At 60.9% G+C, this 15,209-nt stretch carries 13 protein-coding genes, 1 pseudogene and 1 other annotated feature; of the genes and pseudogenes, 8 read left to right on the forward strand and 6 right to left on the reverse strand.

All coding sequences use genetic code 11. The features are described from left to right. Positions 1–459 precede the first annotated feature (459 nt). The 3 genes and pseudogenes from WHJ28_RS11550 to bilS form a co-directional block, all read left to right on the forward strand. Positions 460–714: pseudogene (locus tag WHJ28_RS11550) on the forward strand (endonuclease domain-containing protein); the annotation flags it as partial. 142 nt (positions 715–856) lie between these two features. After that, positions 857–1,294 carry a ribonuclease HI gene (gene rnhA, locus WHJ28_RS11555; RefSeq protein WP_340042270.1) on the forward strand — a complete coding sequence of 146 codons (438 nt, stop codon included), beginning with the start codon at positions 857–859 and terminating at the stop codon, positions 1,292–1,294. A gap of 36 nt (positions 1,295–1,330) precedes the next feature. Next, on the forward strand, positions 1,331–1,837 hold the full coding sequence (gene bilS / locus WHJ28_RS11560) for a flavodoxin family protein BilS (protein WP_340042271.1): 507 nt from the start codon (positions 1,331–1,333) through the stop codon (positions 1,835–1,837). Between the two features lie 265 nt (positions 1,838–2,102). Here bilS and WHJ28_RS11565 read toward each other — a convergent pair whose 3' ends face one another. Further along, complete coding sequence (locus WHJ28_RS11565) at positions 2,103–3,539, reverse strand: glycine--tRNA ligase (RefSeq protein WP_340042272.1); 1,437 nt, start codon at positions 3,537–3,539, stop codon at positions 2,103–2,105. 188 nt (positions 3,540–3,727) lie between these two features. Next, positions 3,728–3,935 (reverse strand) — a binding site (T-box leader). Between the two features lie 55 nt (positions 3,936–3,990). After that, positions 3,991–5,190, reverse strand: coding sequence for a bifunctional phosphopantothenoylcysteine decarboxylase/phosphopantothenate--cysteine ligase CoaBC (coaBC, locus tag WHJ28_RS11570; RefSeq protein ID WP_340042273.1), 1,200 nt, complete (start codon positions 5,188–5,190; stop codon positions 3,991–3,993). Between the two features lie 252 nt (positions 5,191–5,442). Here coaBC and WHJ28_RS11575 point away from each other — a divergent pair, with 252 nt between their 5' ends. Continuing rightward, a complete protein-coding gene (locus WHJ28_RS11575) occupies positions 5,443–6,135 on the forward strand; it encodes an ECF transporter S component (RefSeq protein WP_340042274.1) in 693 nt (230 codons plus the stop codon). 1 nt (position 6,136) lies between these two features. After that, the gene (locus WHJ28_RS11580; protein WP_340042275.1) at positions 6,137–6,877 is read left to right on the forward strand and encodes a type III pantothenate kinase; all 741 of its coding nucleotides are present in this window, start codon (positions 6,137–6,139) and stop codon (positions 6,875–6,877) included. Between the two features lie 30 nt (positions 6,878–6,907). Here WHJ28_RS11580 and WHJ28_RS11585 read toward each other — a convergent pair whose 3' ends face one another. After that, complete coding sequence (locus WHJ28_RS11585; RefSeq protein WP_340042276.1) at positions 6,908–7,777, reverse strand: YihY/virulence factor BrkB family protein; 870 nt, start codon at positions 7,775–7,777, stop codon at positions 6,908–6,910. Positions 7,778–7,911: 134 nt separating this feature from the next. Further along, on the reverse strand, positions 7,912–8,175 hold the full coding sequence (gene rpsT / locus WHJ28_RS11590) for a 30S ribosomal protein S20 (RefSeq protein WP_087187261.1): 264 nt from the start codon (positions 8,173–8,175) through the stop codon (positions 7,912–7,914). Positions 8,176–8,374: 199 nt separating this feature from the next. Here rpsT and gpr point away from each other — a divergent pair, with 199 nt between their 5' ends. Beyond that, the gene (gene gpr, locus WHJ28_RS11595) at positions 8,375–9,277 is read left to right on the forward strand and encodes a GPR endopeptidase (protein WP_340042277.1); all 903 of its coding nucleotides are present in this window, start codon (positions 8,375–8,377) and stop codon (positions 9,275–9,277) included. Positions 9,278–9,390: 113 nt separating this feature from the next. On the opposite strand, the gene lepA is transcribed toward gpr, so the two are convergent. Both lepA and WHJ28_RS11605 read right to left on the reverse strand, forming a co-directional pair. Beyond that, positions 9,391–11,199, reverse strand: coding sequence for a translation elongation factor 4 (gene lepA / locus WHJ28_RS11600; protein ID WP_340042278.1), 1,809 nt, complete (start codon positions 11,197–11,199; stop codon positions 9,391–9,393). A 145-nt stretch (positions 11,200–11,344) separates the two neighbouring features. Then, positions 11,345–12,043: a helix-turn-helix domain-containing protein gene (locus tag WHJ28_RS11605; protein WP_340042279.1), complete on the reverse strand. Its 699-nt coding sequence runs from the start codon at positions 12,041–12,043 to the stop codon at positions 11,345–11,347. A gap of 180 nt (positions 12,044–12,223) precedes the next feature. On the opposite strand from WHJ28_RS11605, the gene pta reads away from it, so the two are divergent. After that, a complete protein-coding gene (gene pta / locus WHJ28_RS11610; protein ID WP_340042280.1) occupies positions 12,224–13,207 on the forward strand; it encodes a phosphate acetyltransferase in 984 nt (327 codons plus the stop codon). A gap of 383 nt (positions 13,208–13,590) precedes the next feature. Beyond that, complete coding sequence (locus WHJ28_RS11615) at positions 13,591–15,078, forward strand: peptidoglycan DD-metalloendopeptidase family protein (protein WP_340042281.1); 1,488 nt, start codon at positions 13,591–13,593, stop codon at positions 15,076–15,078. Positions 15,079–15,209: the final 131 nt, after the last annotated feature.

Raw genomic sequence — 15,209 nt, forward strand, 5'->3', positions numbered from 1 at the left:
AACCTTCCCCCCTGAGGGGGGAAGGTGGCCCGCAGGGCCGGATGAGGGGATGCACGAGAGAAGGTCCCCCTCATCAGTCTCGCTGCGCTCGCCAGCTTCCCCCCAGTGGGGGGGAAGCTCTGTACCGCTTAACCTTCCCCCCTGAGGGGGGAAGGTGGCCCGCAGGGCCGGATGAGGGGATGCACGAGAGAAGGTCCCCCTCATCAGTCTCGCTGCGCTCGCCAGCTTCCCCCCAGTGGGGGGGAAGCTTTGTACCGCTTAACCTTCCCCCCTGAGGGGGGAAGGTGGCCCGCAGGGCCGGATGAGGGGATGCACGAGAGAAGGTCCCCCTCATCAGTCTCGCTGCGCTCGCCAGCTTCCCCCCAGTGGGGGGGAAGCTCTGTACCGCTTAACCTTCCCCCTGAGGGGGGAAGGTGGTCCGCAGGGCCGGATGAGGGGGAGTATCTCATGCGTCTATGGATGAGAAAAAACGCCCAAAGTCTGAGGAAAAATGCTACCAAAGAAGAAAATAAGCTATGGTATCAGTTTTTACGCACCTTTCCCATTCAATTCCGGCGACAAGTGGTATTTGGTCCCTATATTGTGGATTTTTACTGTGCTGCTGCAAAGCTGGCCATAGAGCTGGATGGCTCCCAGCATTTTGAAAAGACGGGACAGGAAGAGGACAAAATCCGCACAGAATTTTTAAAGCAGACCTACGGCATTACCATATTACGGTTTAGTAATTTGGATATTTTGCAGCGATTTGAGGGTGTTTGTACTACCATTGGGCTGGAAGTTCAATGCAGGACCCCCCTCATCCGCCCCCTACGGGGGCACCTTCCCCCCACAGGGGGGAAGGTTTGGAAGGAGATCTATGAAAACAGTTACCATTTACACCGACGGGGCCTGCTCGGGCAATCCGGGCCCCGGCGGGTGGGGGGCCATTTTGCAGTACGGAGCATTCAAAAAGGAACTCTCCGGCGGGGAGGCCCACACCACCAACAACCGTATGGAGCTCACCGGCGTCATCACCGCCCTGAAGGCCCTGAAAGAGCCCTGCATCGTGGAGCTCTACTCCGACTCCAAGTACGTCATTGACGCCCTGGAGAAGGGCTGGGCCCGGGGCTGGAAGGCCAGAGGCTGGGTGAAGGGAGATAAAAAGCCCGCCCTTAACCCGGATCTATGGGCCACCCTGCTGGACCTGTGCGACTACCACACCGTCCATCTCCACTGGGTCAAGGGCCACGCCGATAACCCGTTTAATAACCGTTGTGATGAATTAGCAGTAGCGGAGAGCCGGAAGTACAAGTAGGGGCGCGGTATGCGCCCGCCGTCCAAAGGAGGACCTATGAAAATCGCCATTGTATTCGACAGCCAGACCGGCAACACCGCCCAGGTGGCCCAGGCCATCCGGGAGGCCTGTGAGGGCCACGACATCGTGGCCTTTGGCCCGCCGCCCCAGAACGTGGACCAGGCAGAGCTGGTTTTTGCCGGGTCCTGGACCGACAAGGGTACCCTCACTCCTGCTATGCAGGAATTTTTACATAGCTTGTACGGCAAGCGGGTAGCCATCTTCGGCACCGCCGGTTTCGGTATCTCCGAGCTGTACTTCGCCTCCCTGGCCGACCGCTTTAAGGCGGAGGTGCCCAAGGGGAACCAGGTGGTGAGCACCTTCTTCTGCACCGGCAAGATGCCCCAGACGGTGAAGGACCGGTATGAAGCCCAGCTCAAGGCTGACCCGGACAACGCCAAGCTGAAATCCATGATCCAGGCCTTTGACCTGGCCCTGACCCACCCGGACCAGAGCGACCTGGACCAGGCCGCCGACTTCGCCCGGGAGGCCATGAAGGCATAAAAGGCAAGAAAAAATCCCTGTTGCGTTAGCAACAGGGATTTTTTTGATGAAAGTCAGAACTTTACGCGCTCAGCGATATAATTCTTAACCTCGGACATGGAAATTCGCACCTGCGACCCCAAAAAATAAGATTTTTTGGGGTCCCGGATTGGATTCTGTGCGGCCGAAGTGAATTCGTCCGCACCAAGGTTTTGGCCCAGGGCCAAAACGCTTGTGACGCCGTGACCGGCGGAATGGAGCAGGTGCGTCATAGTTTGGAAAGAGATCAGAACTTGATACGCTCAGCGATATAATTCTTAACCTCAGACATGGGAATACGCACCTGCTCCATGGAGTCGCGCTCACGGATGGTGACGCAGTGGTCGGCGGGGGTGTTCTCGTCGCCCACGGTCTGGAAGTCCAGGGTGATGCAGAAGGGGGTGCCGATCTCGTCCTGGCGGCGGTAGCGCTTGCCGATGGAGCCGGCGTCGTCGTAGTCCACCATGAAGTCGCGGGCCAGCTCGTCACGCAGCTGCTGGGCGGGGCCAGCCAGCACTTCCTTCTTGCTCAGGGGCAGCACGGCGCACTTGAAGGGAGCCAGAGCGGGGTGGAGGCGCAGCACGGTGCGGATGTCGTCGTTGCCCTTCTTGTCCTGGCCAACCACCTCCTGATCGAAGGCGTCCACCAGGAAGGCCAGGGTCACGCGGTCGGCGCCCAGGGAGGGCTCCACCACATAGGGGACATAGTGCTCGCCGGTCTCCTGGTCGAAGTAGGTCATGTCCTTGCCGGAGACGTTCTGGTGCTGGGTCAGGTCGTAGTCGGTACGGTCGGCCACACCCCACAGCTCGCCCCAGCCAAAGGGGAAGAGAAACTCGAAGTCGGTGGTGCCCTTGGAGTAGAAGCACAGCTCCTCGGGGCTGTGGTCACGCAGCCGCAGGTGATCCTCCTGCATACCCAGGCTCAGCAGCCACTCCTTGCAGAAGGAGCGCCAGTACTGGAACCACTCCATGTCGGTGCCCGGCTTGCAGAAAAACTCCAGCTCCATCTGCTCGAACTCACGGGTACGGAAGGTGAAGTTGCCGGGGGTGATCTCGTTGCGGAAGGACTTGCCCACCTGGCACACGCCGAAGGGCAGCTTCTTGCGGGTGGTGCGCTGGATGTTCTGGAAGTTGACGAAGATGCCCTGGGCGGTCTCAGGCCGCAGGTACACGGTGTTCTTGGCATCCTCGGTGACGCCCTGGAAGGTCTTGAACATCAGGTTGAACTGACGGATGTCGGTGAAGTTGTGCTTGCCGCAGGTGGGGCAGGGGATGTTGTTCTCCTCGATGAAGTTCTTCATCTCCTCCTGGGAGAAGGCGTCGATGGGCTTGGGCAGCTCCACGCTGTTCTCAGCGCACCAGTCCTCGATGAGCTTGTCGGCGCGGAAACGCTCCTTACACTCCTTACAGTCCATCAGAGGATCGGAGAAGCCGCCCAGATGGCCGGAGGCCACCCAGGTCTGGGGGTTCATGAGGATGGCGGCGTCCAGACCCACGTTGTAGGGGTTCTCCTGGACAAACTTCTTCCACCAGGCCTTCTTGACGTTGTTCTTCAGCTCCACACCCAGGGGGCCGTAGTCCCAGGTGTTGGCCAGACCGCCGTAGATCTCGGAGCCGGAGAAGATGAAGCCCCGGCCCTTACACAGGGTGACGATCTGCTCCATGGTCTTTTCGGTGTTTTTCATGGTACAATCAAACTCCTTTTGTTTGTGGTTACCTTCCCCCTCAGGGGGAAGATGGCCCGCAGGGCCGGATGAGGGGGCGCGGGATAGAGGGAACCCCTCATCAGTCAGCCTTTGGCTGCCAGCTTCCCCCCAGAGGGGGGAAGCTCTCCTTGGCCCAGAGCATAAAAAACGCCCTGAGCCGTTCTTCGGCTCAGGGCGAACAAAATGTCCGTGGTTCCACCTGAATTCGTACCTGGCTGGTACGCGCTTCGTTTCCGGTAACGGCGGGGGACCGGCGGGGCATTGCCTCCCCGCGGCTCACGGGCGCCTTCCCTCCACCTCCGCCGGAGCCTTGCACCGTCCGGCTCCTCTCTGGTGCGGAAACATGGGGGTACTCTTCCCGATCACTGCCTTATCGCGGGCTATTCTATCATTTTTTCCCCCTACCGTCAAGGCAAAAAGGGGCGAAAGCTCACCGGCGGTCCATAATTTCGTCCAGCAGGGCGTGGGCGGCCTCCTCCTTGCTCATGAGGGGCAGCTCTTTGGCCCCGTCGGCGGCGATGAGGGTGAGCACGTTGGTGTCCACCCCAAAGCCGGCGCCTTCCTGCTTCAGGTTGTTGGCGGCAATGAGGTCGATGTGCTTTTTCTCCAGCTTCTTTTTGGAGTTGGACACCATGTCCCTGGTCTCCATGGAGAAGCCGCACAGGAACTGACCGGGCACCCGGTGCTCCCCCAGCCAGGCCAGAATATCGCTGGTGCGGGCCAGGGGGAGGGAGAGATCGGCGTCGGTGCCGCTCTTCTTGATCTTGTCCTCCGCCACGGAAGCGGGGCGGTAGTCGGCCACGGCGGCAGCCTTGATGATGATATCCTGGTCGGGGGCACGGCTGGTCACCGCGTCAAACATATCCTGAGCGGACAGGATGTCCACCACCTCCATGTAGGGGGGCTTTTTCAGGTTCACCGGCCCGGACACCAGGGTGACCTGGGCCCCACGGGCGGCGGCGGCTTTGGCGATGGCGTAGCCCATCTTGCTGGTGGAGTGGTTGGTGAGATAGCGCACCGGGTCCAGGGCCTCCCGGGTGGGACCGGCGGTGACCAGCACCTTGAGGCCGGTCATGTCCTTCTCGTGGCTCAGGGCGTGGAGGACGGTCTCCAGCAGGTCCTCCGGCTCGGGCATCTTGCCCTTGCCCACGGCCCCGCAGGCCAGACGGCCGCTGGCGGGCTCCACGATCTCCCAGCCGTATTTTCTCAAAATGTCCAGGTTGTCCTGGGTGACGGGGTTCTCGTACATTTTGGTGTTCATGGCGGGGGCGGCGATCTTGGGGCAGTTGCAGGCCAGAATGGTGGTGGTGAGCATATCATCGGCCAGGCCGTGGGCCAGCTTGGCCAGCACGTTGGCGGTGGCGGGAGCCACCAGCACCAGGTCGGCCTGGTCGGCCAGGGCAATGTGCTCCACCTGGAACTGATAGTTGCGGTCGAAGGTATCCACGCTCACCCGGTTGCCGGTGAGGGACTCAAAGGTGTGGGGGCCGATGAACTCGGTGGCATTTTTGGTCATAAGCACCTGGACGTTGGCCCCCTGCTTCACCAGGGCGGAGGCCAGGTTGGCGGATTTGTAGCAGGCAATGCCGCCGGTGACCCCCAGCAGCACGGTTTTTCCTTTTAACTGCATAGCAAGAAGCTCCTTATGATCTGTAGGGACGGCCTTCCGCCGCCGTAATGTGTCCCTCAATTATAGCAGACACGAAGGAAGTTTTCCACATTGCCATTGCATTTTGGGGATAAAACCGCTATAATATCTCCGGCTGTCCCCGTCCGGGGCCGCTGTACTCTGTGAGACGGCAGGTCCCAGCCCATCGGTGGTCAGTCACCCAAAATATGCGCTGTATCCTGAGAAAGGAACGGCAGCTGGAGGTAATTGAATATGAAAAAAGCGCTCACCCGGTCTCAGCGGAGCAAGCAGGTGCAGGGCATGGCCATTCTGGCTATGTTTACCGGCATTATCTTTTTGCTCACCTTTACCCCCCTGGGTCTTATCGACCTGCCTGTGATCAAGGCCACCATTCTCCATGTGCCGGTCATCATCGGTTCCATTCTGCTGGGGCCCAAGAAGGGCGCGTTCCTGGGAGGAATGTTCGGTCTGTCCAGCCTGATCAAAAATACGCTGGTGCCCGGTCTTTCCTCCTTTGTGTTTTCCCCCTTCATTCCCGTGCCCGGCCTGGACCGGGGCAGCCCCTGGGCTCTGTTCATCTGCTTTGTGCCCCGTATCCTGGTGGGCGTCACCCCCTGGCTGGTTTACACCCTCATTAAGACCCTCTTCCGCAAGTCCAACGCCGGTATCCAGACCGGGGGCATGGTGATCGCCGGCATCGTGGGCGCTCTCACCAACACCGCCCTGGTGATGGGCTCCATCGGCGTCATCTTTACCGAGGCCTATGCCGCCGCCCAGGGCATCCCCGCCGACGCGGTACTGGGCTTCATCCTGGGCATCGTGGCCGCCAACGGCGTGCCTGAGGCCATGGTGGCTGCCGTCATCACCCCCGCGGTGTGCGTGCCCATGGTGCGTGCCCTCAAGCTGGAGAAAAAGGCCCCCACCGCTGTGGAGCAGCCTGCCTGAGATGCTGCTCACGGTTGACATCGGCAACACCACCGTTGCCATCGCGGGCCTGCGGGGAGATCAGGTGGCCTTTGTGAAAAAGCTGCCCAGCGACCTGGCCCTGGACTGGACCGCCGCCCTCAAAGAGCTGCTGGAGGGGGTGGAGGCCAAGGGAGCCGTTCTCTCCTCGGTGGTGCCCGCCCTCACCGGCCCGGTGGGGGAGGGTCTGAAAGCCATCACCGGAAAGCCCGTCCTGGTGGTGGATAAAACCACCCACACCGGTCTGGATCTCAGCGGCTACGACACCGCCAACCTGGGCATGGACCGGGTGGTGGACTGTGTGGCCGCTCTGGCCCGGTATACCCCTCCGGTGGCTGTCTTTGACATGGGCACCGCTACCACCCTGTCGGTGGTAGACAAGGGCGGCCTTTTCCGGGGCGGCATGATCCTGCCCGGCCTGGCTCTGGGCCTGGAGGCTCTGTCCGCCCGGGCCGCCCAGCTGCCCCCTATCACCCTGTCCACGCCGGAGGGGCTGCTGGGGACGGACACTGTGTCCTGCATGAAGTACGGCGCCCTGTACGGGGCTGCCGGGGCCATTGAGGGCATTGTCAGGCGGCTGGAGGAGGTGCTGGGGCCCCTGACGGTGGTGCTCACCGGCGGCAACAGCACGCTGGTACGCCCTCTGCTCTCCATCTCCACCGCATGGGAGCCTCACCTGACCTTCCTGGGGCTGGCAGAGATCTGGAAGCAAAATAATGGATGAAAAAGCACGCTGCATCAGCAGCGTGCTTTTTTATTTCTCTTCTTTTTTCAGATCTTTCAGCAGCTTCAGCTTTTTGTGCTTATACCACACGCAGTTGAAGATGTTGCCGATGATGAGGATATTGCCGCACAGATAGAGCCACACCAGCATGATGATGATGGAGGCCAGGGACCCGTACACCAGGGAGTACCGGGAGGACAGGCCAATGAACCAGGAAAACAGGATGGAAAAGACGGAGAGCACCACCGCGGTCAGAAAAGCCCCGGTCATCACCGGCGGGCGTGGTTTGCCCTGGGGGGCGGCCACCCGGTATACCAGCAGTACAAACAGGAACACCAGCAGAAAGAGAAGCAGAAAGCGCATCCACTGCCAGTCCCAGGGCAGGGAGTTGGTATCCAGATGGAGCAGCCGTTCCGCCGCCTGGAAGAGCCAGCCGCCGGTGAGGAGCACCACCAGGGAGAGGAAGATGGTGACCAGCAGCAGCAGGGCAAAGAGCACGCTGGCGATCACCTGCCGCAGGCCCCGGTAGCCCTTGCGGCCATAGATCTCCTCCATAATGTTCATCAGGGCCCGGAAGGCCGCCGAGGCAAAGAACACCGTCATGAAAACCCCTGCAATGAGCAGGCCGGGAGACTGATTGGTGGTGATATAGCCCACATACTCCATCAGGATATCCCGGGCCGCCCTGGGCAGCAGGGGGGAGGCCGCAGCCAAAATCTCCTCCAGATCCACCGGCAGCAGACTGATAAAAGCATTGATGCAGATGAGCAGGGGGAAAAAGGAGAGGATGAGAAAGTAGGCCAGCTCCGCCGCCGAGCGGGAGATGTGCTTGGAGAAATAAATGTCCACCATCTCCAGTACAAATTTCACCGGCTTCTTTTTCAGCAGCTCTTTGGGCATAGGCCCACCTCCCGGACACAGGTTCCTTCTGAATATACCATAAAATGGAAGATAATGCAAGGGGAGAGATCAGCCGGTCCCATTTGGGCAGCAAAAAACCGCCTGCATGGCAGGCGGTTTCATGTTGACCACAATTAGGCCAGCTTGTTCAGCTTGATGGTCATGGCGCTCTTCTTGTGCGCAGCGTTGTTCCGGTGCAGCAGACCATGAACCACGGCCTTGTCGACCGCCTTAACGGCCACCTTGTAAGCGCCCTCGGCCTCGCTGCGGTTGCCTTCAGCCAGCGCAGCCTCAAACTTCTTGATGTCGGTCTTGAGAGCGGACTTCGCGGCCTTGTTCTGCATGGCCTTGGTCTCGTTCACCAGGACACGCTTCTTGGCAGATTTAATATTCGGCAAACCAAACACCTCCTCCGATGACGATAGTAAATACACATAGTTTGCCTGTGCATTTTTACATTCTAGCAGGAAGCAAGAGAAATTGCAACAGTTTTTTTTAGGTTTTTTCACTTTTTTTGTATATGGGGCCGCTCTCCGCAAAAAATAGAGGCAAGCAGCATACAAAACACCATATCTTGGGGTGTACAGGAGGACGTATATGGAACAAAGAAGGACGGATTTGGCGCTGGAGGCCGCTCAGCTGTGGCGGGAGGGGGGCAATACCGGGGAGCTGCCCGGCGTGACTCAGGAGGAATCCACCCGGGAGGGTTACCCGGTGACCACGGTCAAAGTGCTGGACGACCGGGGGGCAAAGGCCATCGGCAAGCCGGTGGGCACCTATGTGACGGTGGACCTGTCGGCTCTGGTCCGCCGGGAGGAGGATGCCTTCGGCCGGGCGGCCCGGGCGGTGGCGGCGGAGCTGTCCGCCCTGCTCAAGCTGCCGGAGGGGGCTCCCGCCCTGGTGGTGGGGCTGGGCAACCGGGCCATCACCCCGGACAACATCGGCCCCGCCGCCGCCGACCACACCATGGTCACCCGCCATCTGGTGGAGCAGGTGCCGGAGCACTTCGGCTCTTTCCGGCCGGTGGCCGCTCTGGCGGCGGGAGTGCTGGGCACCACCGGCGTGGAGAGCGGGGAGCTGGTGCGTGCGGTGACCGAAAAGATCCGCCCCGCCTGCGTCATTGCGGTGGACGCTCTGGCCTCCCGCAGCCTGAGCCGGGTGTGTACCACCGTCCAGCTGGCCGATACCGGCATCACCCCCGGCTCCGGGGTGGGCAACGCCCGGGCGGCCCTGGACCGGGCCAGCCTGGGGGTGCCCGTCATCGCCGTGGGGGTGCCCACGGTGGTGGACGGGGCCACCCTGGCCGCCGACCTGCTGGCCGAGGCGGGCCAGGCTCATCTGGACCCCCAGGCCCTCCAGGGGGCGGGGGAGGGGCTGATGGTCACCCCCAGGGACATCGACGCCCGGGTCACCGACCTGGCCAAGGTGGTGGGGTTCGGCATCAACCTGGCCCTCCAGACCGGGCTGACGGTGGAGGATGTGGAGCTGTTTTTGAGCTGAGGGGGCGGGCCCATGTGGGCATGGGCCCCTACGAAAAAACGGAACCTGGTAGGGGCGACCCTTGTGTTCGCCCGTAAAAAAGACCTGCCGCAATCACGCGGCAGGTCTTTTTATCATTCTTCGTCCAATTTAAGCACGGCCATGAAAGCCTCTGTCGGGATCTGTACCGTACCAAGGCTCCGCATCTTCTTTTTGCCCTCTTTCTGCTTCTCCAGCAGCTTCTTCTTTCGGGTGATGTCGCCGCCGTAGCACTTGGCCAGCACGTCCTTCCGCATGGCCTTCACGGTTTCCCGGGCAATGACCTTGCCCCCGATGGCCGCCTGGACCGGGATCTCGAAAAGCTGACGGGGGATGTTCTCACGCAGCTTTTCACACAGCTTGCGGGCCCGGGGATAGGCCTTGTCCTTGTGGGCAATAAAGGAAAGGGCGTCCACCTGATCGCCGTTGAGCAACATATCCACCTTCACCAGCTCGGAGGGCTCGTAACGGTCCATCTCGTAGTCCAGAGAGGCGTAGCCCTTGGTGCGGGCCTTCAGGGTGTCAAAGAAATCGTAGATGATCTCGCCCAGAGGCATGGAGTAGTGGAGCTCCACCAGGTTGGTGTCCAGATACTGCATATCCTTGTACTCGCCCCGGCGCTCCTGGCACATGGGCATGATATTGCCTACATAGTCGGGGGGAGAGACGATGGATACCTTGGCGTAGGGCTCCTCCGCCATCTCAATGTGGGCGGGATCGGGGTAGTTGTGGGGGTTATCCACCATAACCACGCTGCCGTCGGTCTTGGTGATGCGGTAAATGACGGAGGGCAGGGTGGTGATCAGATCCAGGTCAAACTCCCGCTCCAGCCGCTCCTGGATGATCTCCATGTGGAGCATCCCCAAAAAGCCGCAGCGGAAGCCGAAGCCCAGGGCGGCGGAGGATTCCGGCTCAAAGGACAGGGAGGCGTCGTTGAGCTGGAGCTTCTCCAGAGCGTCCCGCAGATCGGGGTACTTGGAGCCGTCCTCGGTGTAGATGCCGCAGTACACCATGGCCCGGGCGGGGCGGTAGCCGGGCAGGGGTTCAGCAGCGGGGGAGTCGGCGCCGGTGATGGTGTCGCCCACCTGGGTGTCCTTCACGTTCTTGATGGAGGCGGTGAAGTAGCCCACCTCGCCGGCGATGAGCTCGTTGCAGGGCTCCATGCCCAGGGGGAGCAGGTGGCCGCACTCCAGCACCTGATAGGTGGCGCCGGAGGCCATCAGCTTTACGTTCATGCCGGTCTTGATGGTGCCTTCCATGACGCGGAAGTAGACGATGACGCCCCGGTAGGCGTCGTACTGGCTGTCAAAGATGAGGGCCTTCAGGGGGGCGTTGGGGTCCCCCTTGGGGGCGGGGACATTCTTGACGATGTCCTCCAGCACGGCGGGGATGTTGATGCCCACCTTGGCGGAGATCTCGGGGGCGTCCTGGGCGGGGATGCCGATGACGTTCTCGATCTCGTCCTTCACCCGCTGGGGGTCGGCGGCGGGCAGGTCGATCTTGTTGACCACCGGCAGGATCTCCAGGTCGTGCTCCATGGCCAGGAAGGTGTTGGCCAGGGTCTGGGCCTCGATACCCTGGGCGGCGTCCACCACCAGAATGGCGCCCTCGCAGGCGGCCAGGGACCGGGACACCTCGTAGTTGAAGTCCACATGGCCGGGGGTGTCGATGAGGTTGAGTTCGTAGGTCTCGCCGTCCTGGGCCTGATAGCTCAGCCGGACGGCCCGGGCCTTGATGGTAATGCCGCGCTCCCGCTCCAGGTCCATGTTGTCCAGCAGCTGGGACTCCATTTCACGGGCGGTAACGGCGTTGCACTGCTCGATGAGCCGGTCGGACAGGGTGGACTTGCCGTGGTCAATGTGTGCAATGATAGAGAAATTACGAATCTTGGATTGGTCGGTCATTTAACATACCTCCGCAGGAAAGTCCACCCGGGGCCCCGCTGAGCGGGGCGCGCCGAATGGCGCGTACAAGCGTTTTGCGCAGCAAAACCTTGGCGCAGGGGCAATTCATTTGCCCCGAGCAAATTCAATCATATGGGGGAACGACTTACCGCTCGTTGCGGCGGGCCTCCACCCGGCGGTTGATGCGCTCGCCGGTGTTGTGGATGATCTGGAGCAGGGACTGGTACAGGCCGGGATAGTGTTCCATCAGGGCGTCGTTGTTCATGGGAGGGAAGCTGCCCTTGTCCTTGACGTGGGCGGCCAGGGCCTCGGTGTAGTCGGCCTCGGCGCAGATCATATCGGCAAAGGGTACTCCGGCGGTAAATTGCCGGGCGGGGACGGAGAAGAAGTCCTCGTTCTGGGTGCCGTCCGCCCGGTAGAGGTGGCGGAACAGATTGTAAATGGCAGTGCCCAGATAGTCGGCGGCGGCATTGATGGCTTCCTTCTTGCCGGTCTTGCCCAGCAGGTCGAAAAGCACGCCGGTGGAGTTGACCAGCAGCTTCTTGTTCAGGGTGGCCAGGATGGAGCCGTGGAGCACGTTGTCCTTTTCGGTGGAGTAGTCATACAGCTCCTCGGCGGCGATGGTGGTGCCGTCCCGGCTCAGAGTCCGGCCCAGCAGGAAGTCGGCGGACACATTGTAATAGTTGCAGGCCTTGATGACAAAGGCCAGGCCGGGCTCCCGGACGCCGTTTTCGTAGTGGGACAGCAGCGCCTGGCTGATGCCCAGGTCCTTGGCCACCGCCCGCTGAGACGCCCCCTTCTCCTGCCGCAGCAGAGACAGACAGCGGGAAAAATCAGAAGTCATAGCACACCTCTCCTAAAAAACAGTGTGTATAGTATAATTGCAAAAATACCAAAAGTAAAGCGGATTTTTCCACAATATTTTTTGTGCGGGTCCTTGAGATTGTAATCAAAGCGGGTGTATAATAGCTATACCGCCAAGTATTTGGCACAAGTACGGATCTTTGAAATGGAGGAGATTCCCATGGCTATTCATATGTTCCAGACCCTGATCGACACCTTGAAAAAGAGCCCCAAGCGCATCGTATTTACCGAGGGCACCGACCCCCGCATCCTGGAGGCCAGCGCCCGTCTGCTGGCCGGTACCTTCCTGACTCCCGTGCTCATCGGCAACGAGGCGGAGGTCAAGGCCGCCGCTGAGGAGGCCGGCTATAACATTCGGGGCGCCGAGATCATTGACCCCAAGACCTATCCCGAGATGGATCAGCTGGTGGACACCATGGTGGAGCTGCGCAAGGGCAAGATGACCGCCGATGAGTGCCGTGCCGCCCTGCAGAAGGGCAACTACTTCGGCACCATGCTGGTGAAGGTGGGCGTGGCCGACTGCCTGCTGGGCGGCGCCACCTACTCCACCGCCGATACCGTCCGTCCCGCTCTGCAGCTGATCAAGACCAAGCCCGGCAACAAGATCGTGTCCTCCTGCTTCATTCTGGTCCGTGAGGGCGTGGGCGAGAACACCGTGCTGGCCATGGGCGACTGCGCCATCAACATCGATCCCACCGAGGACGAGCTGGTGGAGATCACCACCGAGGTGGCCCACTGCGCCCGTACCTTCGGCATCGACCCCAAGGTGGCCATGCTGAGCTACTCCACCAAGGGCTCCGGCAAGGGCGAGACCGTGGACAAGATGCGTCACGCTTACGAGAAGGTGGTTGCCACCAACCCCGACTTCGCCGTGGACGGCGAGCTGCAGTTTGACGCCGCCGTGTCTCCCAAGGTGGGCCAGCTGAAGTGCCCCGGCTCCCCTGTGGCCGGCTATGCCAACACCTTTATTTTCCCCAACATCAACGCCGGCAACATCGGCTACAAGATCGCCCAGCGCCTGGGCGGCTTCGACGCCTACGGCCCCGTGCTGCTGGGCCTGAACGCCCCCATCAACGACCTGTCCCGGGGCTGCAACGCCCAAGAGGTCTACTCCATGGCCATCATCACCGCGGCCCTGGCCTAATTGACGACTGAATGAAAAACCGGAGCGCTCTCAGGGGCGCTCCGGTCTTTTATTGTCCTTTGTAGGGGCGGCCTTTATGGCCGCCCGCTTTCTCCGGCGATGTGACGAAAAATTTTAGAAGGCGGCGGACCCCAAACAGCCGGTCTTGGGGGTAGGGAGATTCCTTTTTTATCCTGTCCACCAGATATCGTGGTGTGAAAATTTCTTTCTCCGTAAGGGGAGAAACTGTGGGCTTTTCCCGGAAAGCCTTGACTTTTGGATCAGATGCGTGTATCATTAGGACTGTAACCATTTGTAACCTTTTCGTTTCCGGCTGTTACCAATTGGATACAGACCAGATACAGACGCATTGATATTTCATGATATAGGAGGGGAATCCCCCCATGGACGAGATCCTTCATATTCCGCAGGAACGGGAGACTGAGAGTCTGACCGCCCGGCTGCGGTCCAAGGCCCAGGCCGCCGGCGACGCCATCCGCATTGGCGCCAAGCGGTTCCAGCACTGGGCCGACGCCGCCACTGCCGGCGGCCGCCGCATTGTCAGCCCGTTCCACTTCCTGGCTGTGGCTGCCGTTGTGGGCGTGGCCGCTGTGGTCACCTCCGTTTACACCCCCGCCTATGTGGTGGAGATGAACGGCGTGGCCCTGGGCACCGTCACTTCTCCTCAGGTCTTTGAGGACGCGGTGGATCGGGTGGAGGCCCGGGCCACCAGGATCCTGGGCCACGACTATACGATGGAGGGCGACATTACCTACTCCTTTGCCCTGGCTGAGCAGGAGAACATCACTCCCGCCGCTGAGTTTGAGACCTATCTCTTCGATCAGATCGGCGACGTGATGAAGAACTATGTGCTTACCGTCAACGGCCAGTTCATCGGCGCTGCCCAGGACCGTGAGACCCTGGATATCGTTCTGGACCAGGTGAAGGCCCCCTATATCAATGAGAATACCATCTCCGCCGAGTTTACCTCCGGCGTGTACATCACCCACGAGTACACCGCCTCCGACGTCAACCAGGACGCCGACGCCATGATGGCGGCTCTCACTGCCAATCAGAACGGCCAGACCACCTATGAGGTGCAGAAGGGCGACACCTTTGTGGACATCGCCATGGCCAACGATATGACTCTGTCCGAGCTGGAGGCCCTCAACCCCGACGTGGACAGCAGCCGCATTTACATCGGTCAGATCGTCAACGTGAAGGAGGAGATCCCCTTCCTGTCCGTCAAGACGGTGGACCACGTGACCTATACCGAGGCGATCCCCTGCCCCGTGGTGGAAGTGGAGGACGACTCCATGTACCAGGGCCAGTCCAAGGTGCTGGACGCCGGCGTGCCCGGCGAGCAGGTAGTCACCGCCGACGTGGCCTACCTCAACGGCGTGGAGCAGGAGCGCACGGTGCTCTCCACTGAGGTCACCCGTGAGGCCACCAACAAGGTCATCGCGGTGGGCACCAAGGTGCGGCCCTCCTGGCTGCCCACCGGCACCTTTATCTGGCCGGTGTACGGCAACATCACCTCCAGCTTTGGCTACCGCTCCATCTTTGGCTCCTACAGCTACCACAGCGGCTTGGATATCGCCACCTCCTACGGTACCACCATCAAGGCTGCCGACGGCGGCACCGTGGTGTGGTCGGGCACCGGCACCGGCAGCTATTGGAGCTATGGCAAGTATGTGGTGGTGGACCACGGCAACGGCAAGCGCACCCTGTACGCCCACTGCTCCAGCCTGCTGGTCTCCACCGGCGACAAGGTGTACCAGGGCCAGCCCATTGCCCGTGTGGGCTCCACCGGCCGGTCCACCGGCAACCACTGCCACTTTGAGGTGCAGATCAACGGCACCGCCGTCAACCCCCTGGCCTACCTGGGCTGAGTTATTTTCCACCGCATTCTACCCCGGCGCATCGCAGATGCGCCGGGGTTTTTGCATTCCTCCGGTCCGTTGCAATCCCCCCAAAAAAGCCATATAATAGAAATTAAGAAAGGCTGAGATCCGGATTGTGG

Origin of the sequence: Flavonifractor porci, from assembly GCF_037572415.1 — a bacterium.
Lineage (GTDB): Bacteria > Bacillota > Clostridia > Oscillospirales > Oscillospiraceae > Flavonifractor > Flavonifractor porci.

What these genes read in the sequence shown, in the direction of transcription:
- pta (WP_340042280.1), top strand. Translation starts at nt 12,224, where the DNA reads ATGGCTATTCATATGTTCCAGACCCTGATCGACACCTTGAAAAAGAGC.
- coaBC (WP_340042273.1), bottom strand. Translation starts at nt 5,190, where the DNA reads ATGCAGTTAAAAGGAAAAACCGTGCTGCTGGGGGTCACCGGCGGCATT.
- rnhA (WP_340042270.1), top strand. Translation starts at nt 857, where the DNA reads ATGAAAACAGTTACCATTTACACCGACGGGGCCTGCTCGGGCAATCCG.
- bilS (WP_340042271.1), top strand. Translation starts at nt 1,331, where the DNA reads ATGAAAATCGCCATTGTATTCGACAGCCAGACCGGCAACACCGCCCAG.
- WHJ28_RS11565 (WP_340042272.1), bottom strand. Translation starts at nt 3,539, where the DNA reads ATGAAAAACACCGAAAAGACCATGGAGCAGATCGTCACCCTGTGTAAG.
- WHJ28_RS11605 (WP_340042279.1), bottom strand. Translation starts at nt 12,043, where the DNA reads ATGACTTCTGATTTTTCCCGCTGTCTGTCTCTGCTGCGGCAGGAGAAG.
- WHJ28_RS11580 (WP_340042275.1), top strand. Translation starts at nt 6,137, where the DNA reads ATGCTGCTCACGGTTGACATCGGCAACACCACCGTTGCCATCGCGGGC.
- WHJ28_RS11585 (WP_340042276.1), bottom strand. Translation starts at nt 7,777, where the DNA reads ATGCCCAAAGAGCTGCTGAAAAAGAAGCCGGTGAAATTTGTACTGGAG.
- lepA (WP_340042278.1), bottom strand. Translation starts at nt 11,199, where the DNA reads ATGACCGACCAATCCAAGATTCGTAATTTCTCTATCATTGCACACATT.
- WHJ28_RS11615 (WP_340042281.1), top strand. Translation starts at nt 13,591, where the DNA reads ATGGACGAGATCCTTCATATTCCGCAGGAACGGGAGACTGAGAGTCTG.
- gpr (WP_340042277.1), top strand. Translation starts at nt 8,375, where the DNA reads ATGGAACAAAGAAGGACGGATTTGGCGCTGGAGGCCGCTCAGCTGTGG.
- WHJ28_RS11575 (WP_340042274.1), top strand. Translation starts at nt 5,443, where the DNA reads ATGAAAAAAGCGCTCACCCGGTCTCAGCGGAGCAAGCAGGTGCAGGGC.